At 67.7% G+C, this 22,457-nt stretch carries 28 protein-coding genes; 17 read left to right on the top strand and 11 right to left on the bottom strand.

What is annotated here, in order from left to right; genetic code table 11:
- Window position 1: 1 nt before the first annotated feature.
- A complete protein-coding gene (locus PSV00_RS02030) occupies window positions 2-352 on the top strand; it encodes an ArsC family reductase (RefSeq protein ID WP_300444290.1) in 351 nt (116 codons plus the stop codon).
- On the opposite strand, the gene PSV00_RS02035 is transcribed toward PSV00_RS02030, so the two are convergent.
- Window positions 349-588 (bottom strand): hypothetical protein, encoded by a 240-nt coding sequence (locus tag PSV00_RS02035; protein ID WP_300444172.1) that lies wholly within the window; start codon window positions 586-588, stop codon window positions 349-351. The genes PSV00_RS02030 and PSV00_RS02035 overlap by 4 nt on opposite strands.
- Window positions 589-723: 135 nt before the next feature.
- Between PSV00_RS02035 and PSV00_RS02040 the strand changes: the two genes are divergently transcribed.
- From PSV00_RS02040 to PSV00_RS02085, 10 genes are all read left to right on the top strand, one after another.
- Window positions 724-1,152, top strand: a complete 429-nt coding sequence (locus PSV00_RS02040; RefSeq protein WP_300444174.1) for a hypothetical protein — start codon at window positions 724-726, stop codon at window positions 1,150-1,152.
- 33 nt (window positions 1,153-1,185) lie between these two features.
- Window positions 1,186-1,737, top strand: a complete 552-nt coding sequence (locus PSV00_RS02045) for an RNA polymerase sigma factor (protein ID WP_366944626.1) — start codon at window positions 1,186-1,188, stop codon at window positions 1,735-1,737.
- Window positions 1,727-2,026 (top strand): hypothetical protein, encoded by a 300-nt coding sequence (locus PSV00_RS02050; protein ID WP_300444176.1) that lies wholly within the window; start codon window positions 1,727-1,729, stop codon window positions 2,024-2,026. Before PSV00_RS02045 ends, PSV00_RS02050 begins: the two co-directional genes overlap by 11 nt.
- Before the next feature lie 111 nt (window positions 2,027-2,137).
- Window positions 2,138-2,521, top strand: coding sequence for a DUF6249 domain-containing protein (locus PSV00_RS02055; protein WP_300444178.1), 384 nt, complete (start codon window positions 2,138-2,140; stop codon window positions 2,519-2,521).
- Between the two features lie 23 nt (window positions 2,522-2,544).
- On the top strand, window positions 2,545-3,102 hold the full coding sequence (locus PSV00_RS02060; protein ID WP_300444180.1) for a sigma-70 family RNA polymerase sigma factor: 558 nt from the start codon (window positions 2,545-2,547) through the stop codon (window positions 3,100-3,102).
- Window positions 3,092-3,511 carry a hypothetical protein gene (locus PSV00_RS02065; RefSeq protein WP_300444182.1) on the top strand — a complete coding sequence of 140 codons (420 nt, stop codon included), beginning with the start codon at window positions 3,092-3,094 and terminating at the stop codon, window positions 3,509-3,511. The genes PSV00_RS02060 and PSV00_RS02065 overlap by 11 nt, the downstream gene beginning before the upstream one ends.
- 196 nt (window positions 3,512-3,707) lie before the next feature.
- The gene (locus PSV00_RS02070; protein WP_300444184.1) at window positions 3,708-4,454 is read left to right on the top strand and encodes a tetratricopeptide repeat protein; all 747 of its coding nucleotides are present in this window, start codon (window positions 3,708-3,710) and stop codon (window positions 4,452-4,454) included.
- 23 nt (window positions 4,455-4,477) lie between these two features.
- Complete coding sequence (locus PSV00_RS02075) at window positions 4,478-5,854, top strand: PQQ-like beta-propeller repeat protein (protein ID WP_300444185.1); 1,377 nt, start codon at window positions 4,478-4,480, stop codon at window positions 5,852-5,854.
- A 32-nt stretch (window positions 5,855-5,886) separates the two neighbouring features.
- Window positions 5,887-7,509 (top strand): ribosome biogenesis GTPase Der, encoded by a 1,623-nt coding sequence (gene der / locus PSV00_RS02080; protein ID WP_300444187.1) that lies wholly within the window; start codon window positions 5,887-5,889, stop codon window positions 7,507-7,509.
- 66 nt (window positions 7,510-7,575) lie between these two features.
- Entirely contained in the window at window positions 7,576-8,082 is a 507-nt protein-coding gene (locus PSV00_RS02085; protein ID WP_300444188.1) for a lysozyme inhibitor LprI family protein, read from the top strand.
- Here PSV00_RS02085 and PSV00_RS02090 read toward each other — a convergent pair.
- The 10 genes from PSV00_RS02090 to rpsF form a co-directional block, all read right to left on the bottom strand.
- Window positions 8,079-8,834: an SDR family NAD(P)-dependent oxidoreductase gene (locus PSV00_RS02090; protein ID WP_300444191.1), complete on the bottom strand. Its 756-nt coding sequence runs from the start codon at window positions 8,832-8,834 to the stop codon at window positions 8,079-8,081. The two genes, PSV00_RS02085 and PSV00_RS02090, sit on opposite strands and share 4 nt — an antisense overlap.
- 101 nt (window positions 8,835-8,935) lie before the next feature.
- On the bottom strand, window positions 8,936-10,441 hold the full coding sequence (gene purF / locus PSV00_RS02095) for an amidophosphoribosyltransferase (protein ID WP_300444194.1): 1,506 nt from the start codon (window positions 10,439-10,441) through the stop codon (window positions 8,936-8,938).
- 26 nt (window positions 10,442-10,467) lie between these two features.
- The gene (locus tag PSV00_RS02100) at window positions 10,468-11,061 is read right to left on the bottom strand and encodes a CvpA family protein (protein ID WP_300444197.1); all 594 of its coding nucleotides are present in this window, start codon (window positions 11,059-11,061) and stop codon (window positions 10,468-10,470) included.
- A gap of 27 nt (window positions 11,062-11,088) precedes the next feature.
- Window positions 11,089-12,465 carry a DNA repair protein RadA gene (gene radA / locus PSV00_RS02105; protein ID WP_300444200.1) on the bottom strand — a complete coding sequence of 459 codons (1,377 nt, stop codon included), beginning with the start codon at window positions 12,463-12,465 and terminating at the stop codon, window positions 11,089-11,091.
- A gap of 83 nt (window positions 12,466-12,548) precedes the next feature.
- Window positions 12,549-13,586, bottom strand: a complete 1,038-nt coding sequence (gene alr / locus PSV00_RS02110; protein WP_300444203.1) for an alanine racemase — start codon at window positions 13,584-13,586, stop codon at window positions 12,549-12,551.
- A gap of 51 nt (window positions 13,587-13,637) precedes the next feature.
- Window positions 13,638-15,125, bottom strand: coding sequence for a replicative DNA helicase (locus tag PSV00_RS02115; protein ID WP_300444204.1), 1,488 nt, complete (start codon window positions 15,123-15,125; stop codon window positions 13,638-13,640).
- Between the two features lie 101 nt (window positions 15,126-15,226).
- Window positions 15,227-15,601 carry a hypothetical protein gene (locus tag PSV00_RS02120; RefSeq protein WP_300444206.1) on the bottom strand — a complete coding sequence of 125 codons (375 nt, stop codon included), beginning with the start codon at window positions 15,599-15,601 and terminating at the stop codon, window positions 15,227-15,229.
- Between the two features lie 137 nt (window positions 15,602-15,738).
- On the bottom strand, window positions 15,739-16,323 hold the full coding sequence (gene rplI / locus PSV00_RS02125) for a 50S ribosomal protein L9 (protein WP_300444208.1): 585 nt from the start codon (window positions 16,321-16,323) through the stop codon (window positions 15,739-15,741).
- Window positions 16,323-16,613 carry a 30S ribosomal protein S18 gene (gene rpsR / locus PSV00_RS02130; protein ID WP_300444210.1) on the bottom strand — a complete coding sequence of 97 codons (291 nt, stop codon included), beginning with the start codon at window positions 16,611-16,613 and terminating at the stop codon, window positions 16,323-16,325. Before rpsR ends, rplI begins: the two co-directional genes overlap by 1 nt.
- Before the next feature lie 12 nt (window positions 16,614-16,625).
- Window positions 16,626-17,027, bottom strand: coding sequence for a 30S ribosomal protein S6 (gene rpsF, locus PSV00_RS02135; RefSeq protein ID WP_300444211.1), 402 nt, complete (start codon window positions 17,025-17,027; stop codon window positions 16,626-16,628).
- Between the two features lie 245 nt (window positions 17,028-17,272).
- Between rpsF and fabD the strand changes: the two genes are divergently transcribed.
- The 6 genes from fabD (at window position 17,273) to mltG (ending at window position 22,450) form a co-directional block, all read left to right on the top strand.
- A complete protein-coding gene (fabD, locus tag PSV00_RS02140; protein ID WP_300444213.1) occupies window positions 17,273-18,220 on the top strand; it encodes an ACP S-malonyltransferase in 948 nt (315 codons plus the stop codon).
- A gap of 328 nt (window positions 18,221-18,548) precedes the next feature.
- Complete coding sequence (gene fabG / locus PSV00_RS02145) at window positions 18,549-19,289, top strand: 3-oxoacyl-[acyl-carrier-protein] reductase (protein ID WP_300444215.1); 741 nt, start codon at window positions 18,549-18,551, stop codon at window positions 19,287-19,289.
- Window positions 19,289-19,483: a hypothetical protein gene (locus PSV00_RS02150; protein ID WP_300444217.1), complete on the top strand. Its 195-nt coding sequence runs from the start codon at window positions 19,289-19,291 to the stop codon at window positions 19,481-19,483. Before fabG ends, PSV00_RS02150 begins: the two co-directional genes overlap by 1 nt.
- A 177-nt stretch (window positions 19,484-19,660) precedes the next feature.
- Entirely contained in the window at window positions 19,661-19,900 is a 240-nt protein-coding gene (locus tag PSV00_RS02155; protein WP_300444219.1) for an acyl carrier protein, read from the top strand.
- A gap of 105 nt (window positions 19,901-20,005) precedes the next feature.
- Entirely contained in the window at window positions 20,006-21,286 is a 1,281-nt protein-coding gene (fabF, locus tag PSV00_RS02160; RefSeq protein WP_300444222.1) for a beta-ketoacyl-ACP synthase II, read from the top strand.
- Window positions 21,287-22,450 carry an endolytic transglycosylase MltG gene (gene mltG / locus PSV00_RS02165; RefSeq protein ID WP_300444225.1) on the top strand — a complete coding sequence of 388 codons (1,164 nt, stop codon included), beginning with the start codon at window positions 21,287-21,289 and terminating at the stop codon, window positions 22,448-22,450. It abuts the gene before it with no gap.
- Window positions 22,451-22,457 lie beyond the last annotated feature (7 nt).

Genomic DNA, 22,457 nt, shown 5'->3' on the forward strand with positions numbered 1-22,457 from the left:
CATGATCCCGACCCTCTACGGCATCCCCAACTGCGACACGATGAAGAAGGCCCGCGTCTGGCTGGACCAGCACGGCGTTGCCTACAGTTTTCATGATTACAGGAAGTCCGGCATCTCCCGGCCGTCACTGGCACTCTGGGTGGGTGAGCATGGCTGGCAGACGGTATTGAACCGGGCGGGTACGACCTTTCGCAAGCTGGCCGAGGCCGACCGCAGCGATCTGGACGACGATCGCGCCATCGCCCTGATGCTGGCCCAGCCGTCGATGATCAAACGGCCGGTCCTCGATCTGGGCGAGCGGCGTATCGTCGGGTTCAAGCCCGAGATCTACGCCGCCGCCTTCGCGACCTAGCCGGTAACGTCCGTCAGGGGCCGGTCGTGACCGTCGGCCCGTTCGGTGACCCAGTTGCCCGCGCTGTCCTCGAACTCGATCATCGCCGTCTGGTCCGGTACCCGCTGCTCGCGTGAGGCGGCCACAGCCCCGGCCCGGGCCAGGTCGTGGCTGGGATAGGTCTCCGAGAAGGTCCCGCCCAGCTGGTAGGCCCAGCCGCCGTCATGCTGGACGATGCGATAGGTGACGTGGCTCATGATGGTCTCCGGTTCCGATCCCGTTTGAAGCGGTGGCTGAAGATTTTGTTCCGGCACTGCATCCAGTGGCAAGGTCGGCGGCGACTATCCTGTGAACGCACGGCGATCGACGCCACGCGCATGGAGGAGACGACGATGGAAGACCTGTTCCGGTCCTACTGGTGGCTGCTGTTCCCGCTGGCCTGGTTCGTCAGTGCCGGATTTTCCAGCCTGATGAGCTACCGCCGCCAGAAGGACGCGCTCAATCTGATCAAATACTATGCAGACAAGGGGCAGGAGCCGCCGGCTGCCGTGCTGGATATCCTTGGCCGTCCGGCCAGTGTCGAGGACCATATGTGGGGAACATCCACGTCAGGCTCGACGAGCAGTTCATCCTCCAACCCCTGGTCGACATTCGGCCTGTTCGTCGTTCTGTGTGGGGGCTTTGTTGCGGCCCACTATTACACGGGCATGGACGGCGGCACCGGGGCCTTCCTGATCGTCGCCTTCGTGATGGGGGCGATGGCGGTCTGGTCGCTGATCAATGCCCTGACCAGCCGCCGCGGTCGGGATCGGGATCGCTGACGGTCGCGCCCGGACAGCGCGGAAATACGGGGCGTGGCCCTGATCCTGACCGACGCCGACCTGGTCGCCGCAGCCGTGGCCGGCTCGGACGCCGCCTATGCGCGGCTGGTCGACCGGCACCAGGCGACGGTGCGCGGCTTCCTGCGGCGTATGCTGGGGGGCGCGGGTTCGGCCGCCACGGCCGAGGCCGACGACCTGGCCCAGGAGGTCTTTGTCACCGGCTGGCAGTCACTGCGGTCGTTGAAGGAACCGGCCGGGGTCCGGGCCTGGCTGTGCGGCATCGCCCTGCGCAAGGCCCGGGACCGGCTGCGGGGCCTGCGGCGCGGCGCGGCGCGCGACGGGGCCTGGCTGGAGACCGTGTCGGTACCACCTGCTGTCCAGCCCGAGGACCGGCTGGCCCTCACGGCGGCCATGGCGGCCCTGCCGGACGATGTGCGGGCCTGTGTCGCCCTGTGTCTGGCCGACGGCTGGTCGCATGGCGAGGCGGCGCTCGCGCTCGACTTGCCCCTGGGCACGGTCAAGTCGCATATTGCGCGGGGACGGGCCCGTTTACTCGCCGCGCTCGGAGGACCGGATGACGCCTGAGCAGAAAATGAATGCCCTGTTCGCCGCCGACGCGGCCCCGGCCCGGGACCTTGGCTTTCAGGCCGACGTTGCCCGGCGGATCGCCCGTCAGCGGGCCTGGGCAACGGTTGTCGCCCTGGTGCCATGGCTCATCGCGGCCACGGCTGTCCTGTGGGGGCTGCAGCCGGCACTTGCTGCGGCGGCGGATCAACTGGCCCCGACTCTGATCCCGGTGGCCATGACCCTGACCCTGGTGGTCGGTTCCCTGGCGGCGGCGCTATGGCTGACCCGACGGCTCGGCCGGGCCTGACCACCTTACGAAAGTTTCACCTGGCGGATTGCATCCATACGGCCGCGCCGTTGCCTCTTGTCAGCATAAGGCCGGAGCAACAGGCTCGGTCGATAGAGTGAGGGATACATTATGGCCGGATTTGAAGTCCTGATTCCGCTGGCCCCGTTTCTGATGGTCGCGGCGATCGTGATCATTCCGCGTTGGTACCGGACCAATGAACGCCGCGAGATGCAGAAGACGCTGCGCGCGGCCATCGACAAGGGCCAGACCCTGCCGCCCGAACTGGTCGACGCCCTGAGCAAGGACAGTGTCCGCCCGCCGGCCACGGCTGCCCGTGACCTGCGACTGGGCATCATCCTGCTGGCCGTCGGCGCCGGTATCGCCCTGATGGGCTACGGCATCAGCTTCGAGGAGATGGACGCCCTGTACCCGTTCGCCGGTATTGCCGCGATCCCGGCCATGATCGGCCTCGCCTTCATCGTCCTGAGTGTCTTCAACAAGAACAAGGGCTGAGCGCAGGCTGAGGGGGGAAACGCATGGCCCAGGCCCTGATCGACCGACACGATGTCGAGCTCGCCGCCCTTGCGGCGGCGGGCGGGCGGCGCGAGTTCGGTGAACTGGTGCGTCGCCACGGCTCGGCGGTCCGGGCCCTGCTGCGCCGGATGGGGGCGCAGCCGTCCCTGGCCGACGACATCGCCCAGGACGCCTTCATCCAGGCCTTCGAACGCTGTTCGGAGTTCCGGGGGGAGGGGACGTTCTCGGCCTGGGTCCGGCGGATCGCGGCGCGTCTCTACATCAAGCGCCGTGCGAAAGAGGCCCGCTATGTCGCGGAAGTCGAGATCGACGATGCCGCGCCGGATACCGATCAGGCCGGGCTGGTGGATCTTGACGAGGCCCTGAGGACGCTCAGCGAACCCGAGCGGTTGTGCGTCTCCCTCTGTCACGGTGCCGGGCTGTCACATCCCGAGATCGCGACCGCCCTAAATCTGCCGCTTGGAACGGTGAAGTCTCATGTCAAACGTGGTCTGGATAGACTCCGTGCGCGGCTCCAGCCGCAGCCGGAAACCCTGGGGAGATCGACACATGTCCGCTGACGAATTCGATCCTTTCGTTGAGCGCCTGTTCAACCAGGCCCCGGTCATGGCCGACGCCGCCCTGTTCGCCCAGCGGGTCGAGGCCCGACTGCAGAGTGGAAGCCGGGTCCGGACCGTGGCCCTGACGCTGGCCGGACTGGTCGGCGGTGTCGTGGCGGTGCGCGAGACCATGTCGGTCAATCTGAACCTGTCGGCGAACGAGGGCCCGGTGGCCGGTCGCGCGCTGGAGCAGGGGATGCAGTCGGCCAGCGGCGGCGTTCAGTCGCTGTTCCAGGCAGGTATCGACCAGATGGGTCTGGGGAATTTCACCCTGGCCGGTATGGGCGGCATCGAATTGTTCTGGGTCACGACCGCCCTGCTGGTTGCCGTCGCGGCTGCCGGCGTGATGAAGCTGTCCGAGGAAATCTAGGGCGAGATCGGGTCCACCGGGACATGGCGGGGCGTACGGGCGGCGGCGATCAGTGATGATCCCGCCGTTTTCCTGCCGAAGTCGGGCCCTACTCATCCAAAAAGCCGGTCTCGCCGCATCCGCTGCGTTGCGGGCGTCGAGACGACCCTCTAGGGTCGCGACGGTTTGCGAATAGCGGTTTTGGGGCGACGTTTCAGTGGTTGATGTCTTCGAACAGGTCGAGGAGGAGCTTCGCTCCGATCGATACAAGCGCCTGGCCCGTACCTGGCTGCCCGTGGTGGGAGGTATTCTCGTCCTCGCCCTGGTGGCCGCGCTCGCCTGGTGGGGCTGGCAGAGCTGGCAGACCACCCAGGCCGACAAGGCCTCGGCCGCCTATGATCGTGGCATGGAGGCGCTCGAGGCCTCCAACCCGACCGGTGCCGACGTCGCCTTCACCGAGGCCGCCAAGGTCGCCCCCGGTGCCTACAAGGCCCTGGCCCTGATGCAGCGGGCCGGCATTGCCGTGACCGCCGGGCGTATGCCCGATGCCATCGTCCTGTTCGACGAGGCCGCCAAGGTCGCGCGCGACCCGATTATCTCTGACCCGGCCGCGCTCAAGGCAGCCTGGCTGGTGATGGACACCGACGCCTCCCTCGAGGCTGTCGAAAAGCGTCTTGAGCCGCTGACCGCGGAAGGCCGTCCGCTGCGACCGTTCGCCCAGGAGGCGCTCGGCATGGCCCGGCTGCAGCACGGCAAACTGCCCGAGGCGCGCGAGATCTTCGTCCTGCTTCAACGCGGTCTCGACGTTCCGGACCCGATCAAACAGCGGGCCCAGGTCGCCATTTCCGCCATCGATTCCGGCACAGCCGCCAGCCTCGCCGATACGGTTCGGGCCCAGGCCCTCATTCCGGCCGCACCCGCCGCTCCGGCGGCGACCAGCCCGGCGGCACCGGCCCAGCCGTGATCCGGCCTTTCAGGAAGACGTCCATGAACAGAATGCTGAAAGTCGCCCTCCTGTGCGGTCTGGCCGTGACGGTTGCCTCCTGCGGCACCGTGCGTCGCTCGCTGCCGTTCGGCCTGGGCGGCAAGGAGGGTCCGCAGGCGACGGCGACCTCGGGCACCCGCATCTCGGTGCTGGAGTTCGAGCAACAGCTCACGCCCGCCGCCTCCCTGTCCGGTCGTGACTTCTTCATCCCCGGCCCCCAGGCGATCACGGCCTGGACCCAGCCCGGCGGAACCGCGGAAAATCTCGTCGAACACGTGATTGCCGGGGCTGATTTCACCGTCGCCTGGAAACGTGACATCGGGGCCGGCTCGTCCAAGACCCGCGAGATCATGGCACCGGTCGTGGCCGACAATAACCGCATTTTCGTCCTCGACGGCGAATCGACCGTGACGGCTGTGGACGCCGGTACCGGCGCGACGGCCTGGCGGGTCAATCTGCATCCGGCCGGCCGTGAGCGCGGCGGCTTCGGCGGTGGCGTGGCTGTCGGCGGCGGCAAGGTGTTCGTGGCCTCGGGCTATCGCACCATGACGGCCCTGGACCAGGCGACCGGCGCGGTGCTCTGGACCTCGCCCGTCGAGGTGCCGATCCACGGGGCCCCGACGGTCTCGGGCCAGCGCGTCTATGTCGTTGACGTCGAAAACCAGCTCTATGCCTTCAACACCGAGACCGGCCTGCAGGACTGGTCCTATCGCGGCATCCCGGAACCGGCTCGCACGATGCGCGCCGCCAGCCCGGCCGTGACCGGCGACACGGTGATCGCGCCCTTCTCCTCGGGCGAGGTTGTCGCCGTGCGTGCCTCGACCGGCCAGTCGATGTGGCAGCAGGTGCTGTCGCGCACCAGCCGCACCAGCGCCCTGTCCGAGATTCGCGACATCGCCGCCCGTCCGGTGATCAGCCGCGGCATGGTCTATGCCGTCAGCCATTCGGGCGTTCTGGCCGCGATGGACATCCGCTCCGGTTCGCCGAAATGGACCCTGCCGATCGGCGGCGTCAGCGCCCCCCTGCCGGTGGGCGAGGTCGTCTATGTCGTGTCCAAGGAAGGCGAACTGACCGTGGTCAATCGCGATTCCGGCCTGGTCTATTGGACCCGCAACCTCAACGAGGGCCGGGTGCGTCAGGAAGGCGGCGTGTTCGGCTTCTTCGATCATACGGTGCGCCCCGTCTGGTCCGGACCGATCCTGGCCTCCAACCGTCTGGTTCTGGCCAATTCCGAGGGCGAGGTCGTTGCCTTCGATCCGAAGACCGGCGCGCTGCTGTCGACCCTGAAGGTCGGCGCGCCCGTCTATGTCTCGCCTTCGGCCTATAACGGGGCCCTCTACGTCCTGACCGAAGCCGGTCAACTCGTCAGCATTCGCTGACGTCTGCAGTCAATCTGGGTTAGAACGCCGACATGGCATTAAAAGTCGCCATTGTTGGCCGCCCCAATGTGGGCAAATCGACCCTGTTCAACAGGCTTGTCGGCAAGCGCCTCGCGCTGGTCGACGATCGCCCCGGCGTGACCCGTGACCGTCGCTATGCCGACGGCAATATCGGCGATTTCGATCTGACCCTGATCGATACCGCCGGCTATGAGGACATCACCGACGACAGTCTGGAATCGCGCATGCGCGAACAGACCGAGGCGGCGCTGGAAGACGGCGACCTGATCCTGTTCATGATGGACGCCCGCGAGGGCGTGACCGCCCTGGACCGGATCTTCGCCGAACGGCTGCGCAAACAGCACAAGCCCGTCATCCTGCTTGCCAACAAGTCCGAGAGCCGCGAAAGCGGCGGCGGCATCGGCGAGGCCTATGGCCTGGGCTTCGGTGAGCCTGTGCCGATCTCGGCCGAGCACGGCGAGGGTATGGCTGACCTCTATGCCGCCATCGTCACGGCCTCGGCCGACATCTGGATCGAGGAGGTCGACGAGCCTGACAAGCCGATCCGTATCGCCATCATCGGCCGGCCCAATGCCGGCAAGTCGACCCTGGTGAACCGCCTGATCGGCGAGGACCGGCTGCTGACCGGCCCCGAGGCCGGGATTACCCGCGATTCCATCTCGGTCGACTGGCAGTACGAAGGCCAGAATATCCGTCTGGTCGACACGGCCGGCATGCGCCGCAAGGCCCGGGTCAACGAGAAGCTGGAGAAGCTGTCGGTCGCCGACACCATCCGCGCCATCACCTATGCCGAGGTCGTGGTCCTGGTCATGGACAAGGACGATGCCTTCGACACCCAGGACCTGCAGCTGGCCGACCTGGTCGAGCGCGAGGGCCGGGCCCTGGTCTATGTCGCCGCCAAATGGGACCTCGAGGAGGAACCCCAGGCCAGGCTGACCAAGCTCAGCCAGATGGCCGAGGACAAGCTGCCCCAGCTGCGCGGTTCGCCCTTTGTGGCCCTGTCGTCGCATTCCGGGCGCGGGGTCGAGCGGCTGATGCCGGCGATCCTCAAGGCGCACGCCACCTGGTCGGTCAAGGTCAAGACCAAGGACCTCAACACCTGGCTGGCCCTGGCCACCCAGAGGCATCCGCCCCCCGCCGTCGACGGCAAGCGGATCAAGCCGAAATACATGGCCCAGATCAAGGCGCGCCCGCCGACCTTCGTGTTGATGGCCAGCCGCGCCGCCTCGATGCCGGAACAGTACAAACGCTATCTGGTCAACAGCCTGCGCGAGAGCTTCGACCTGCCCGGGACCCCGATCCGCCTCAACGTCAAGGCGGGGTCCGAGAACCCCTATGGCGAGGGCGGCTCCAAATCCGGTCCGGAACGCTTCACCGGCCCGGCCAAGACCGCGCCGCGTCGCATCAAGAAGTCCGAGGCTGCCGCCGACGCCCTGTCCAACCTGCCCGGCAAGGCGCTGGAGCAGAAGAAGACGCGCACGGCCAAGCCCCGGCCCCTGACCGGTCTGAAGTCCAGCTCGAACAAGAAGGCCGGCTCCAGCGTCGCGATCCAGAAGGGGGCCCGTGGCGGTGCCCGTCAGGTCTCGCGTTCGGGCCGCGTCCGCACCGGCCAGAAGCACGCCCCCAAGAAGTAGGGCCATGTGCCGCTGGACACCGGGGGCTGCCACTATAGCGTGGCGGCACCCCGGAGGAGCCCGCTCATGAGTCTGTCCCTGCTGATCGCCCTGCTGTTGCAGGCGGGCCCGGCCCATACCGCCGCGGCGGCGGTCGAGCCTGTCGATGACGGCAATCCCGCCTGCGTCAGGGACGGGACGACCATCGAGATGAACGCCTGTGCCTTCCAGGATCTGGAGCGCGAGACCGCGCGCATGGACCGGTATCTGGCCGCGGCGCGCCTCCGGGCGGCCGAAGGCGATGCGGAGTCGGCAACCTATGGCGAGCCGACACAGCGGCTGGCCTTCCTGGAGAAGAGCCAGGCGGCCTGGCTGGCCTATGCCACGGTCGTCTGCGACGGCATCCATGATCAGTGGAAGGACGGGACCATCCGGACGGTCCTCTATCTGGGCTGCCAGATCGACATGACCCGGCAACGGACCCATCGGGTGTGGTCGGACTATCTGACATTCTGGGATTCAACCCCGCCGGTCCTGCCCGAGCCCGTCCTGTCGGTGGCTGACGAAGCCGACGCCGCCGACGCCGGTTCCTAGACCAGGGCCGCCACGCCCGGTCCCGACTTCCAGTCCCTGAATTTGACTTCCAGCGGCGGGGTCAGGTCGCCGCGGGCCAGTTCGACGATCAGCGGACCGATCTCGGACGGGTGGGGCACATCCTGCGGATCTTCGCCCGGATAGGCCTGGGCCCGCAGCATGGTGCGCATCCGGCCCGGATCGACGACGGCGGCGCGGATCGGGGTCGATTCAATCTCGTCGGCCCAGCATTTGATCAGGGCCTCGGCCCCGGCCTTGGTCGCGGCATACATGCCCCAGAAGGCCCTGGGCGCGGCGGCGACGCTGGTGGTCAGATAAATGGCCCGTCCGGCGTCCGAGACGCGCAGCAGCGGCTCCAGCGAACGGATCAGACGATAGATGGCGGTGAAATTGGTTTTCTCGACCTTGGCCCAGACGCGGGGGTCGGCGTGGCTGACCGGGGTCAGGCCCGAGGCTCCCATGGTCGCGGCCGCCTGGACCCAGATGTCCAGCCTGCCGAACCGTTCGAAGATGGCCCCGCCCAGCCGGTCGATGGCCCCGCCGTCGACGAGGTCGAACGGCACCAGGGTCGCGTGCTTGCCGGTGGCGGTATAGATGGCGTCATCCAGCTCTTCCAGCCCGCCCTCGGTGCGGGCGGTGGCCACGACATGGGCTCCGGCCTTCGCCAGGGCCAGGGCGGCTTCATAGCCGATGCCGCGCGAGGCCCCGACGACGAGGGCGATACGGTCTTTCAGGGGGAGATCAGCAGACATGGGGCCTGATAGCGCGCGCCCGTGTCCGGGCAAAGACCTCGCGTCCATATGGCGCGAAGATCCGGGTCAGGACACGCGGGCGCGCCCTGACCGGTTTCGTCCTAGGCGGTCACCAGCAGCGACAGCTGGCGATAGGTGACGTCGCGGCCGCCCTGTTCGATTTCGCGATCCAGCAGGCGGGTCGGATAGTCGCCGGTGAAATAGTGGTCGGTGAACTGCGGATTGTCCGCGTCGCGCGGGCCGGCCCCCATCGCATTGTACAGGCCGTCGACCGACAGGAAGCCCAGGGAGTCGACCTCCAGGTGGGCCCGCATCTCCTCCAGCGTCATGTTGGCGGCGATCAGCTGGTCCCGCTCGGGCATGTCGATGCCATAGAAGTCCGGATACAGGATCGGCGGGCTGGCCGATCGCAGATGCACCTCGGTCGCCCCGGCGGCCCGCACGGCCCGGACCAGTTTGACCGAGGTGGTGCCGCGCACGATCGAATCGTCGATCAGCACGACCCGCTTGCCCTCCAGCACCGAGCGGTTGGGGCTGTGCTTCATGCGCACCCCCTTCTGACGGGCCCCCTGGCTGGGCTGGATGAAGGTGCGGCCCAGATAGTGGCTGCGGATGATGCCCATCTCATAGGGGATGCCGCTTTCACGGGCATAGCCCAGGGCCGCCGGCACGCCGGAGTCGGGCACCGGCACCACGACATCGGCCTCGACCGCGTGCTCGCGCGCCAGGCCTTCGCCCATCCGCTTGCGCACGCCGTACACCGAACGGCCGTTCACGATGCTGTCGGGCCGCGAGAAATAGACATACTCAAACAGGCAGGGCCGGGCGGCGCGGGCCGGGAAGGGCTTGAGCGAGCGCAGGCCGTCCTTGTCGATGACCACGACCTCGCCGTGCTCGACGTCACGCACGAAGGTGGCCCCGATGGTGTCCAGAGCGCAGGTCTCCGACGCCAGCACCCAGGCCTCGCCGATCTTGCCCAGCACCAGAGGGCGGATGCCCAGGGCGTCGCGGGCCCCGATCATCTTCTTGCTGGTCTGGGCGACGAGGGCATAGCCGCCCTCGATCCGGGCCAGGGCATCGATGAAACGGTCGACGATCCGCGCCTTACGGGAGCGGGCGATCAGATGCAGGATCACCTCGGAGTCCGAGGTCGACTGGAAGATCGATCCTTCCGAGACCAGCTGGTTCCGCAGGAACAGGAAATTGGTCAGGTTGCCGTTGTGACCGAGGGCGATTCCGCCGGAGTCGAGATCGGCGAACATCGGCTGGATATTGCGCAGGAAGGATCCGCCCGCGGTCGAATACCGGGTGTGGCCCACAGCCGCCGTGCCCGGCATCCGTTTCGGCAGGTCGGTGCCACCAAAGGCGTCGCCGACCAGGCCCTGATGGCGTTCGGTATGGAAATGTTCCTCGTGCACGCTGGCGATGCCGCAGGCTTCCTGGCCGCGATGCTGCAGGGCGTGCAGGCCCAGGGCGACGATGGCGGCGGCACCGTCGGGTTCGGCACCCCAGACGCCACAGACACCGCACTCAAGACGCGGGCGATCATCATCCGGATCGCGATGGTGGTCGCGATGGACGACGGGATCGGCAATCTGGTGGCGCATCGTGGCTCCGATGGTCCGGGAAGCGGCTAGGGGGCGGTGCCGCGCGGGGTATGCCCTGTTTGGGGCGGGGGCAAGGCTTGGGAGGCGGAAAACCCCTCATGAACGGAGGAATTGATCACCGGGGTCAGGGCGTCAGCCCCGCGCCCGATGCCGGGCAGGACGATCTGGATCACGCGCGCGGCCCCGGCGCTGACCGGATACAGCATGGCCTGGGTCAGCCAGCGCGGGGTCGCCTCGCCCGGCATGGCGGCGACGACGACCAGATGAATCGCCCCCAGCAGCACCAGCGACCGGGCCGCACCGACGAAGACGCCGAGGAAACGATCGAGCCCGCCCAGCTGCGGATGGGCCTGGGCCCGTTTCGACAGGGCCGAGCCGAAGATGCGGATGCCGAAATAGACCAGCAGGAAGGAGGCGATGGCCGCGGCGATCGCGCCGGCCCAGTCGGGATCGATCAGGGAGCGGCCGATCGGGGTGGTGAAGGGCAGGGCCACCAGGGCCAGGAAGGCCGCCAGCACGAAGCTCAGCAGGGTGATGATTTCGCGCGTCGCCCCACGCACCCATCCGGCCGCGGCCGAGGCGAGGATCACGAGTAGGGCGAGAGCGTCAAAGCCGGTCACGCGGTCGGTCGATCCTCGGGTGGGGGGTTACTGAAGACCTTCATAGCGGTTTTGCGAGATTCGATCGACCGCTTCCGTCAATCGCGTCACCGAGGTCACCGCCACCCCGCCGCCCTTGACCGTCAGAGGCGGGGTCAGGGCGTTGTCGAAGCCCAGTTTGCGCGCCTCGCGCAAGCGCGCCTCGGCCCGGCCGACCGCCCGAACCTCACCCGACAGGCTGATTTCACCGAACACGACACAGCCCTGGGGCAGGGGCTTGTCGGTGGCCGAGGAGATCAGGGCCGCGGCCGCCGCGAGATCGGCGGCGGGTTCGTTGATCCGCAGACCCCCGGCGACGTTCAGATAGATGTCCTGGTCCCCGAAGCCGAAGCCGCAGCGCGCCTCCAGCACGGCCAGCACCATGGCCAGTCGCCCGGTGTCCCAGCCGACCACCGCCCGGCGCGGCGTGCCATAGGCCGATTTCGACACCAGGGCCTGCATCTCGACCAGCACAGGCCGCGAGCCCTCGATCCCGGCGAAGACGGCGGCCCCGGGGGCGCGGTCCTTGCCCTCGCCCAGGAACAGGGCCGACGGATTGCTGACCTCGCGCAGTCCGGTGTCACCCATCTCGAACACCCCGATCTCGTCGGTGGCCCCAAATCGGTTCTTGCCGGCGCGCAGGATGCGGAACGGATAGCCGCGCTCGCCCTCGAAGCTCAGCACGGCGTCGACCATATGTTCGACCACGCGTGGTCCGGCGACCTGACCGTCCTTGGTCACATGACCCACCAGCACCACGGCGACGCCGTGCGACTTGGCCAGCCGCACCATCTCCCCGGCGCAGGCGCGGACCTGGGTCACCGAGCCGGGCCCGGCCTCATGGGCGTCGGACCACAGGGTCTGGATCGAATCGACGATGACGATGTCGAATTTCTCGCGCTTCAACGTACCCAGGATGTCGCGCAGGGCCGTGGCCGAGGCCAGTTCGACCGGGGCCTTGGACAGGCCCATCCGCTTGGCCCGGGCCCGGATCTGCTCGATCGCCTCCTCGCCGGAAATATAGGCGACCCGGGCCCCCTTCAGCGCCGCCCGACCGGCCACGTCCAGCAGCAGGGTCGATTTGCCGACGCCAGGATCACCGCTCAGCAAGATGGCCGAGCCGGGCACGACCCCGCCGCCGCAGACCCGGTCGAACTCCTTGACCCCGGTGACGATGCGCGCCGGCTCGGGCGTGTCCGACTGCAGGGTTTCGAATTGCAGGCCCCGGGTCCGGGCGCTGCTGACCGCCTTCATCGCGCCGGGCGGGGCCGCGCGGCTCTCCTCGACGATACAGTTCCACTGGTTACAGGCCCCGCACTGGCCGGCCCACTTGCCGTGGACCGCCCCGCAGGACTGACAAACATAGATCGCACCGTCTCTGGCCATGACCCCGACTTACAGGAGTCGGTCGCGGTGGGGCAGGGGGCGGAAACGGGCTGCGTCCGATATTGACGCGGGCGGTGTGCGGATCAGCCGCTATAGACCCGCGGCACGCGCGGGGTAACCGAGGTCAGCAGTTCATAGGCGATGGTCCCGGCCGCGGTCGCGGCCTCGTCCAGCGAGCGGTTGGCCCCGAACAGTTCGGCGCGGTCGCCGACGGCCACGTCCGTACCGGTGACGTCGACGGCGATGACGTCCATCGACACCCGTCCCACAATCGACCGCAAGGCACCGCCCAGCCAAACCGCGCCCCAGGGACTGGTGCTGCGCAACACCCCGTCGGCATAGCCGGCGGCGCAGACGGCGATCCGTCGGGGCGTCTCGGCCCGGAAGCCCTGCGAATAGCCGACGCTTTCGCCGACCGGGACATCCCGCACCTGCAGCACCTCGGCCATGAAGGTGGCGACGGCCTTCAGCCGGGCGTCGGGACGACCTTCAGGACCACTGCCGTACAGGCTGATCCCCGGTCGCACCGCGTCGAAGCCGAAGTCCGGCCCGAGGAAGACGCCGCCCGAATTGGCGAATGACCGGACCACGCCGGGATAGCGCTGCACCGCCGTGGCGAAGGCGTCGCGCTGCTGGCGGTTCATCGGCGTGTCCGGGGTGTCGGCGCAGGCGAGATGGCTCATGACCAGACCGAGGCCGGGGAAGGGCTCAGGGGCCTCCTCGGGGCGGAAGCCCAGCCGGTTCATGCCGGTGTCGATCTGCAGGCCACAGGCCCCGCCGCCCGCTGCCCGCCAGGCCGCCAGCTGATCGCCGTGATTCAGGATCGGACTCAGCCCGGCGGCGATCAGGGCCGGGGCCCCGTCGCCGACGCAACCGTCCAGTACGTGAATGACCGGCTCCGGCCCGAGGGCCTCGCGCAGGGCGAAGCCGCCGCTGGCCCGGGCGACGAAGAAGGTTCGCGCCCCTTCGGCCATCAACCGCCGCGCCACCGGTATTGCCCCCAACCCGTAGGCATCGGCCTTGACCACCGGATGGACCGGCACGCGGGCAATGGCTTCGAGCGCATGGAAATTGTGCGCAAGCGCGTTCAGGTCGACGGAAAGCGTGGCGAGGGAGGGCATGATTGGGTTATGGCGCAACTTTTGTGCAGCGCACACCGGAAAATGTCGAACCTATTCGGGGATGTCGCGGAAATTCGAATAGCGGCCGTCCTTGGCCAGGTTGCCGAACCGGGTGGTGTCGGCGTCGAAGCTCAGCTTGACGATGCCGATCGGACCGTGGCGCTGCTTGCCGATGACGACCTCGGCCTGGTGCTGCAGGATGTCCATGTCCTCCTGCCATTTCAGATGTTCCTCGGTGCCCTCGCGCGGCTCGGTCCGGCCCAGGTAGTAGCTCTCGCGATAGACGAACATCACACAGTCGGCGTCCTGCTCGATCGAGCCGGATTCGCGCAGGTCGGACAGCTGCGGCCGCTTGTCCTCGCGGTTCTCGACCTGACGCGACAGCTGCGACAGGGCCAGGATGGGCACGTTCAGCTCCTTGGCCAGGGCCTTGAGGCCACCGGTGATCTCCGACACCTCCTGCACCCGGTTGCGCTGGTTGTTGCCGTCGCCGACGGTGATCAGCTGCAGATAGTCGATGATGATCAGGTCCAGGCCCTGTTCGGCCCGTTTCAGCCGTCGCGCCCGCGCCGCCAGCTTGGAGATGGCCAGGCCGCCGGTGGCGTCGATATACAGCGGGCTCTCGCCGATCTCGATCGCGGCGTCGCGCACCTTGCCGAAGTCCGAGGCGTCGATCTCGCCCTTTCTCAGCCGGTCCGACGACACGCCCGAGGCATCGGCCAGGATCCGCATGGCCAGCTGTTCGGCGCTCATTTCCAGCGAGAAGAAGGCCACGACCCCGCCGTTGACCGTCTTGCGGCCCTCCGGCGTCGGCTCCCAGCGATAGTTGCGGGCAATGTTGAAGGCGATGTTGGTCGCCAGCGCCGTCTTGCCCATCGACGGACGGCCGGCCAGGATCAGCAGGTCGGACGGGTACAGACCCCCCAGCTTCTGGTCCAGATCGTCCAGCATCGTGGCCAGGCCGGCCAGTTTGCCGTCGCGCTGGTAGGCCTCGCCGGCCATCTGGACAGCCCCGGCCAGGGCGGTGGAAAAGCTGACGAAACCCGACGACGGCTTGCCGGTCTCGGCCAGGGAATACAGCGACTGTTCGGCCTGCTCGATCTGGTCGATGGCGGCCCGCTCGGGATCGGGGGCCTCCTTCATGATGTCGCCGCCGATACGGATCAGGTCGCGACGCAGGGCCAGATCATAGACGACCCGCGCATAGTCGGCGGCATTGGCCGCGGGCGGAGCCCGGTCGACCAGGTCGGCCAGATAGCGCAGACCGCCGAACTCGGCGAAGGCCGGATCCTGTTTGAACCGCTCCATCAGAATGGTCGGCTCGGCCAGCATGCCCTGGCGGATATGGTCCTCGATGGCGTCGAACAGCCGGTTGTGGAACGGCTCGTAGAAATGCGACCCGCGCAGCCGGTCCGACAGCCGTTCGAACACCGCATTGTCGAACATCAGCGAGCCCAGCAGCGCCTGCTCGGCCTCCAGGTTGTGCGGCAGGGACGAAATCGACGCTGTGTCGGCGGAGAAGGGGGCGAAGGCGTTCATCGGTTAACGCTTAGCCTTCCGGTGCGACGGAAGCGGACGGAAAAGTCCGTCCCGGTCCAGATGAACGGGGACACCTCTGTGGACGGTCCGGTTCGGGCCGGTCAGGCGGGGCAGGGATGCTCTTCGGCCATCCATTCGCGGATGGCCTGGGTCAGGCTGATGTTGCGGCGGGCGGCGGGAATGGCGTTGAGCCGACCCAGCAGCTGTTCCGGATTCACGGAGACCCGTTCCGGCATGCAGGTAGCCGGCCGGCGGCCAGCGGTGCGGGCGGCGGTCTCCTCGGTGCGGATCGCGGCGAAGCTGGCCCGCATTTCGGTCATCAGCCGCCGGGTATCGGCGCGCAGCAAGGCTGTGGGATTGCGCGGAATGCCATCGGCGGTGGTCAGGAACTGGCGGACGGTCATCTCGCGTGCCGCGACCGGGGTGGCGAGAAGGCCTGCGGCCAGCGCCAGGGCCAGCGATATCTTGCGGATCATGGGAATGTCCTGCGACTGATTGCGCAGTTTGCCAGCCGGATCATGGCCGGAAAAGGGCGTCGATCACTGTCCGGTGGCCATGAAAAAGGGCGCACCCCGGAAGGTGCGCCCTCTTCATCTTGCGGTCGCTGTAAGACCTAGGCTTCCGAGCCCAGGCCGTCCTGCTGGCCGGCACCGCCGGCAACCATGTCGCGCGCCTGTTCGAGGGCCGCGGCGCGGTCCTCGTCATAGGCGGCCTTGATGACGTCTTCACCAGCGGCCTGACGCTCGGCTTCTTCGGCCGAACGCGCGATGTTGATCTTGACCTTGACCGAGACCTCGGCGTGCAGGCGAACCGGCACTTCGTGGACGCCCAGCGACTTGATCGGCGTGTTCAGCACGATCTGGCTGCGCTCGACCTTGCCGCCTTCGGCCGTGATGGCCTCGACAACATCGCGACCGCCGACCGAACCGTACAGCTGGCCCGTCTCGCCAGCCTGACGGATCATCACATAGGTCTGACCGTCGATCTTGGTGCCGATCTTGCCGGCCTCTTCCTTGTTCTTCTCGTTGCGGGCCTCGATGGCGACGCGTTCGAGTTCGAAGGCTTTCAGGTTGTTGGACGTCGCGCGACGAGCCTTGTCGCGCGGCAGCAGGAAGTTACGAGCGAAGCCGTCCTTGACGGTCACGACATCGCCGATGGCGCCGAGGTTATCGACGCGCTCGAGGAGAACGACCTTCATTACTTCACCACATAGGGCAGGAGGGCCAGATAGCGGGCGCGCTTGATGGCCTTGGCCAGTTCGCGTTGCTTGATCTGGGAAACAGCGGTGATGCGCGAGGGCACGATCTTGCCGCGTTCGGAGATGTAACGCTGCAGCAGCTTCACATCCTTGTAATCGATCTTCGGCGCGCCTTCACCCGAGAACGGGCAAACCTTGCGGCGACGATAGAAGGGGCGACGGCCGGCAGCGCCGGAACCGGCGGGCGTGCCGGGCGTGGGCGCGCCGCGGGGAGCAGTCGTATCGGTCATGATGCGCCTTCCTTATTCGGCTTCAGCGACGGCGGCCGCGGGGGCCTCGTCGGTGCGCGGGGTGCGCTCGCGTTCACGTTCACGCTCGCGTTCACGGCGGGCCAGCAGCGGCGACAGCTCGAGGTCGAGCTCCTCGACGCGGACGGTCAGCCAGCGCAGCACGTCTTCGTTGATCGACAGCTGACGTTCCACTTCGGCCATGGCGGCGGGCGGGCAGTCGACGGCGAGCAGCGAATAGTGCGCCTTGCGGTTCTTCTTGACCCGATAGGTCAGGTTGCGCAGACCCCAGTACTCGATCTTGGCGACGGAACCGCCGCCTTCCTCGATCAAGCCCTTGATGGTGTCGTTCAGCGCTTCGGCCTGTTGCGCGCTGATATCCTGGCGCGACATGACCGTGTGCTCGTAAAGAGCCATGCGGTAGTCTCCCTTGTGGGCGTCGGCGTGAGGCAGACCGGGTTAAAGTCTGATCCCACGATGGCTCCTGCAGCGGCGGCCGGAATGACTTCCCGAACCCTTTGATGTTCCGCGACAGGACCGAAGCCCTGGAAAGCGGGCGCATATAGGGGAAAAGGGGGGGCAGGGCAAGGCGTTCGCGACTTGCCGCCTTCCGGGGTTTGTCCTACCGCTGCGCCCCTGATTCAACAGTTTGCGGACCGCCCATGACCCTCGCCCTCCTGTTTCCCGGACAAGGCAGCCAGTCGGTCGGCATGGGCGTGGCCCTGGCCGACGCCTTCGCCAGCGCCCGCGAGGTCTATGCCGAGATCGACGACGCCCTGGGCCAGAAGCTGGCCCTGCTGATGCGCGAGGGGCCCGAGGACCAGCTGACCCTGACCGAGAACGCCCAGCCGGCCCTGATGGCGGTGTCGCTGGCCGCCGTGCGGGTGCTGAAGGTCGAGTTCGATATCGACGTGTCGCGCGCCGCCCTGGTCGCCGGCCATTCGCTGGGCGAATATTCGGCCCTTTGCGCCGCCGGGGCCCTGTCGCTGGCCGACACCGCCCGGTTGCTGAAGCTGCGCGGCCAGGCCATGCAGCGCGCCGTGCCCGTGGGGGCCGGGGCCATGGCCTCGCTGATCGGGCCGAAGACCGACCTGGCCCTGGCCGAGGCCGCTGCAAAGGCCGGGTCCGAAGTCGGCGTCTGCGTCGTCGCCAATGACAACAATGCCGGCAATATCGTCATCTCCGGTGACAAGGCCGCCGTCGATCGCGCCATCGAGAAAGCCAAGGAACTGGGCGCGCGGGCCATTCCGCTGAACGTCTCGGCCCCGTTCCACTGCCCGCTGATGCAGCGCGCCGCCGACGAAATGGCCGAGGCCCTGTCCGGTGCCACCCTGCTGGGCCCGCGCGTGCCGGTGGTCGCCAATGTCACCGCCCGCCCCGAGACCGACCCCGAGACGATCCGCCGCCTGCTGGTCGAACAGGTCACCGGCCGCGTCCGCTGGCGCGAGAGCATGGAGTGGATGGCGGGTGAGGGTGGCATCACCCGCTTCGCCGAGATCGGCTCCGGCAAGGTCCTGACCGGCATGGCCAAACGCATCGCCCCGGACGCCGAGAGCGTGGCGCTGAACACGCCGGAAGATCTGGAAGCGTTCGCGAAGAGCGTTGGCTGAGGTCGGTTGCGATGACGGTCTATGCTCAGGCGACGCTTCGGTCTGGGTTTGCGGTAATCGTTGGCCTGACCTGGGTGTCGTCAGTCTTTTGGCTACCGCCTTGGGCGATATTGCTCCTGATGGTCCCGGTGCTTTGGCTTGCCAACAAGGCTGCGACGCTTCCGTGTCCGCGTTGCCGTCGTGACGTGTTTTCATACCCACGGGCGGCTCGCCCGCCCTTTCCGCTTTCCGCTGGTGGGGAGCTTTCAGAAACAAGATCCTTGTGGCCGGTCAGAACGTGCAGGCATTGCGGCATGTCGCTAGACAGGGACTCTATGGAGTGAATCAAATGTTCAATCTCACCGGAAAAACCGCCCTCGTCACCGGGGCCACCGGCGGCATCGGCGGGGCCATCGCCCGGTCCCTGCACGCCCGGGGCGCGACCGTCGTCCTGTCCGGCACCCGTGAGGCGGTGCTGCACGACCTGGCGAAGGACCTCGGCGAGCGTGCCTTCGCCGCCGCCGCCAACCTGTCGGATCCCGACTCGGTCGACGGCCTGGTCGCCCGGGCGGAAGAAGTGGCCGGCGCGCCGCTCGACATCCTCGTCGCCAACGCCGGCATCACGAAGGACGGCCTGCTGATGCGGATGAAGGACGAGGATTTCCAGTCGGTCATCACCGTCAATCTGGAATCCTATTTCCGTCTGTCGCGCGCGGCGATGAAGGGGATGATGAAGCGCCGCTCCGGCCGGATCATCGGCATCACCTCGATCGTCGGCGTCACCGGCAACCCCGGCCAGACCAACTATGCCGCCTCCAAGGCCGGCATGATCGGCTTCTCCAAGTCGCTGGCGCAGGAGGTCGGCAGCCGCGGCATCACGGTGAATTGTATCGCCCCCGGCTTCATCGCCTCGCCGATGACCGATGTGCTGAATGACGCCCAGCGCGAGACCATCCTGAAAAACATCCCGGCCGGCCGCCTCGGCACCGGTGACGAGATCGCCGCCGCCGCCGTCTATCTGGCCTCGGACGAAGCCGCCTACGTCACGGGGCAGACCCTGCACGTGAACGGCGGCATGGCGATGATCTGATGCTGGCCCTCCGCCTCCTCGCCACCATCCTCAGCGGCCCGCTGCTGCTGATCGGCATCATCTGGGTGCTGCAGGGGCTCAACATCCTGCCGGGCAGTTTCATGACCGGCCAGATCATCTGGGCCGTCTACGGGGCCCCGATGGCCCTGGTCGGCGGCGGGCTGGTCTGGTGGGTCAACCGCCCCCGCCGCTGAACGCCGATCACGATCAAACCCTGCATCGACTCTTCCCCCGGGGGAAGGCTGTGCTAAAGGGCGGTGACGCAACCGGCTGCGCGGCCTCTTTGGGCTTGCGCGACCGGCGCTGTCGTGGGACGGCAATCGCGAAGACAAACGCTGGTGCCGAGGCACCATAACGAAGGCAGAGACCCCATGTCCGACACCCTGGAACGCGTTCGCAAGATCGTCATCGACCATCTGGACGCCGATCCCGAAAAAGTCGTCGAAAAGGCCAGCTTCATTGACGATTTGGGCGCTGACTCGCTCGACAACGTCGAACTGGTCATGGCTTTCGAGGAAGAATTCGACATCGAGATCCCGGATGATGCCGCCGAGCACATCCAGACCGTCGGCGACGCCGTGAAATTCATCGACGGCAAACTCGCCGGCTGACCCTCGGTCAACTGACGGTTTCAGTGGCCGCCGTGGTGCGCCCCTAGCGGGCACGCCCGGCGGCCATTACTGTTTCTGGGCACGGATTCTGTTGAAGGAGCGCCCATGCGCCGCGTTGTAGTCACCGGTCTCGGCCTGCTCACCCCGCTTGGCGCGGGTGTTGAGCATAATTGGCAGGGAATCCGCGACGGTCGCTCCGGCATCGGTCCGATCACCAATTTCGACGTCGAGGGCTGGGGCTGCACCATTGCCGGCGAGATTCCGTCGGTGGACGGTCGCGGCGGCGGGGCTCCCGGCCAGCCGGGGGTGTTCGACCACGAACAGGTCATGTCGCCCAAGGACCGCAAACGGGTCGACGACTTCATCGTCTATGCCATCGCCGCCGCCGACGAGGCCCTGGCCGACGCCGGCTGGAAGCCCGAGAGCGCCGAGGACCAGGAACGCACCGGCGTCATGGTCGGCTCCGGCATCGGCGGTCTCGGCCCCATCGCCGACACCGCCATCATCCTCAAGGAACAGGGGCCGCGCCGGGTCAGCCCCTTCTTCATTCCCTCGGCCCTGATCAACCTGACTTCGGGCCAGATCTCGATCCGCCACGGGCTGAAGGGGCCGAACCATTCCGTCGTCACCGCCTGCGCCACCGGGGCCCATGCCATCGGCGACGCGGCCCGGATGATCGCCCTGGACGACGCCGATGTGATGGTCGCGGGCGGGGCCGAGAGCTCGATCGTGCCGATCGGCATCGCCGGCTTCCTGGCCTGCAAGGCCCTGTGCACCGCCTTCAACGACGCGCCCGAGAAGGCCAGCCGTCCCTATGACAGGGACCATGCGGGCTTCGTCATGGGCGAGGGGGCCGGCATCATGGTGCTCGAGGAATACGAGCACGCCAAGGCCCGCGGCGCGAAGATCTATGCCGAGGTGGTCGGCTACGGCATGAGCGGCGACGCCTATCACATCACCGCTCCGTCCGAGGATGGGGAGGGCGGGCTGCGGGCCATGAAGGCGGCGCTGAAGCGGGCCGGGATGCAGCCCTCGGACCTCGACTATATCAATGCCCACGGCACCTCGACCATGGCCGACTGGATCGAGCTGCGCGCGATCGAGCGGCTGGTCGGCGACCATGCGTCGAACCTGGCCGTCTCCTCGACCAAGTCGATGACCGGCCATCTGCTGGGGGCCGCCGGGGCCATCGAATCGATCTTCTGCGTGCTGGCGATCCGCGACCAGGTCGCGCCGCCGACGATCAATCTGGACAATCCCGAGCACGAGACCGCCATCGACCTGGTCCCGCACAAGGGCAAGGACCGGAAAATTGATGTCGCCATGTCCAACAGCTTCGGTTTCGGCGGCACCAATGCCTCGGTCATCTTCCGGAAGGTCGACTAGATGGCCGCCGGTCCGTCGGCCCCACCCAGGGGGGGGCGCTCCGGCCTGATGGTCGGTCTGCTGGCCGCCTCGGCCACCTTCAGCCTGTTCCTGATCGCCGGTCTGGCCTGGGGCTGGAGTGTCTTCTACGCGCCCGGTCCGGCCGCCGCCCAGGGCGATACCACCATCGTCACCCTGCCCAGCGGCTCGGGCGTTCCGGCCATCGCCGCCACCCTGAAACGGGCCGGGGTGATCCGTTCGACCGACATGTTCAAGGCGGCGGTCAGCCTGACCGGGGCCGACCGCAAGCTGCGCGCCGGGGAATATCAGGTACCGTCGCGGGCCTCGCTGCGCTCGGTCATCATCCTGCTGGTCGAGGGGCGGGTGGTGCGCCACTACCTGACCCTGCCCGAGGGCTGGTCGTCGGCCCAGGCCGTCGACATCCTGAATCGCCAGCCGATCCTGACCGGTGAGGTCGAGGTCCCGGCCGAGGGCAGTCTGTGGCCCGACACCTATGAGATCAGCCGCGGCGAGACCCGCGCCGCCGTCATCGCCCGGATGCAGCGCGCCCGCGACCGCAACCTGGCCCGGCTGTGGGACCTGCGCAGCCCCAATTCCGTGGTCACCTCGCCGGAAGAGGCCATGATCCTGGCCTCGATCGTCGAAAAGGAGACCGGCATCGCCTCGGAACGCCCGCGCGTCGCCGCCGCCTTCTCCAACCGGCTGCGGCTGGGCATGCGGCTCGAGAGCGACCCGACCATCGTCTATGGCATCACCCGGGGCCGGCCGCTGGGCCGGGGCATCCGCCGTTCCGAACTGGACCGCCAGACGCCGTGGAACACCTATCAGATCGACGGCCTGCCGCCGACGCCGATCGCCAACCCCGGCGAGGAGGCCCTGGCCGCCGTGCTCAACCCGCCGCGCAGTGACGAACTGTTCTTCGTCGCCGACGGCACCGGCGGTCACGCCTTCGCCCGCACCTATCCCGAACACCTCGCCAATGTCGCCCGCTGGCGCGCCATCGAACGCGAAAAGGCCGGCCTGCCGCCGGTGGTTGTCGTCCCCGAGGTCGCGTCGGATGTTGCCCCTGACGCCGCCCCTGGAGCCGCCGCCTCGGGTACCGGCGTCGCGGTGATCACCGTCAACCCGACTCCGCCCGCCCGCCCGGCCCTGGCCGTACGATGACCGGGAT

The organism is Brevundimonas sp. (assembly GCF_029945885.1).
GTDB lineage: Bacteria > Pseudomonadota > Alphaproteobacteria > Caulobacterales > Caulobacteraceae > Brevundimonas.

Bases quoted from the DNA above. Each gene is read 5' to 3' on its own strand.
- PSV00_RS02030 (WP_300444290.1), top strand. From the start codon at position 2: ATGATCCCGACCCTCTACGGCATCCCCAACTGCGACACGATGAAGAAG.
- PSV00_RS02035 (WP_300444172.1), bottom strand. From the start codon at position 588: ATGAGCCACGTCACCTATCGCATCGTCCAGCATGACGGCGGCTGGGCC.
- PSV00_RS02040 (WP_300444174.1), top strand. From the start codon at position 724: ATGGAAGACCTGTTCCGGTCCTACTGGTGGCTGCTGTTCCCGCTGGCC.
- PSV00_RS02050 (WP_300444176.1), top strand. From the start codon at position 1,727: ATGACGCCTGAGCAGAAAATGAATGCCCTGTTCGCCGCCGACGCGGCC.
- PSV00_RS02055 (WP_300444178.1), top strand. From the start codon at position 2,138: ATGGCCGGATTTGAAGTCCTGATTCCGCTGGCCCCGTTTCTGATGGTC.
- PSV00_RS02060 (WP_300444180.1), top strand. From the start codon at position 2,545: ATGGCCCAGGCCCTGATCGACCGACACGATGTCGAGCTCGCCGCCCTT.
- PSV00_RS02065 (WP_300444182.1), top strand. From the start codon at position 3,092: ATGTCCGCTGACGAATTCGATCCTTTCGTTGAGCGCCTGTTCAACCAG.
- PSV00_RS02075 (WP_300444185.1), top strand. From the start codon at position 4,478: ATGAACAGAATGCTGAAAGTCGCCCTCCTGTGCGGTCTGGCCGTGACG.
- der (WP_300444187.1), top strand. From the start codon at position 5,887: ATGGCATTAAAAGTCGCCATTGTTGGCCGCCCCAATGTGGGCAAATCG.
- PSV00_RS02085 (WP_300444188.1), top strand. From the start codon at position 7,576: ATGAGTCTGTCCCTGCTGATCGCCCTGCTGTTGCAGGCGGGCCCGGCC.
- PSV00_RS02090 (WP_300444191.1), bottom strand. From the start codon at position 8,834: ATGTCTGCTGATCTCCCCCTGAAAGACCGTATCGCCCTCGTCGTCGGG.
- purF (WP_300444194.1), bottom strand. From the start codon at position 10,441: ATGCGCCACCAGATTGCCGATCCCGTCGTCCATCGCGACCACCATCGC.
- radA (WP_300444200.1), bottom strand. From the start codon at position 12,465: ATGGCCAGAGACGGTGCGATCTATGTTTGTCAGTCCTGCGGGGCGGTC.
- alr (WP_300444203.1), bottom strand. From the start codon at position 13,586: ATGCCCTCCCTCGCCACGCTTTCCGTCGACCTGAACGCGCTTGCGCAC.
- PSV00_RS02115 (WP_300444204.1), bottom strand. From the start codon at position 15,125: ATGAACGCCTTCGCCCCCTTCTCCGCCGACACAGCGTCGATTTCGTCC.
- PSV00_RS02120 (WP_300444206.1), bottom strand. From the start codon at position 15,601: ATGATCCGCAAGATATCGCTGGCCCTGGCGCTGGCCGCAGGCCTTCTC.
- rplI (WP_300444208.1), bottom strand. From the start codon at position 16,323: ATGAAGGTCGTTCTCCTCGAGCGCGTCGATAACCTCGGCGCCATCGGC.
- rpsR (WP_300444210.1), bottom strand. From the start codon at position 16,613: ATGACCGATACGACTGCTCCCCGCGGCGCGCCCACGCCCGGCACGCCC.
- rpsF (WP_300444211.1), bottom strand. From the start codon at position 17,027: ATGGCTCTTTACGAGCACACGGTCATGTCGCGCCAGGATATCAGCGCG.
- fabD (WP_300444213.1), top strand. From the start codon at position 17,273: ATGACCCTCGCCCTCCTGTTTCCCGGACAAGGCAGCCAGTCGGTCGGC.
- fabG (WP_300444215.1), top strand. From the start codon at position 18,549: ATGTTCAATCTCACCGGAAAAACCGCCCTCGTCACCGGGGCCACCGGC.
- PSV00_RS02150 (WP_300444217.1), top strand. From the start codon at position 19,289: ATGCTGGCCCTCCGCCTCCTCGCCACCATCCTCAGCGGCCCGCTGCTG.
- PSV00_RS02155 (WP_300444219.1), top strand. From the start codon at position 19,661: ATGTCCGACACCCTGGAACGCGTTCGCAAGATCGTCATCGACCATCTG.
- fabF (WP_300444222.1), top strand. From the start codon at position 20,006: ATGCGCCGCGTTGTAGTCACCGGTCTCGGCCTGCTCACCCCGCTTGGC.
- mltG (WP_300444225.1), top strand. From the start codon at position 21,287: ATGGCCGCCGGTCCGTCGGCCCCACCCAGGGGGGGGCGCTCCGGCCTG.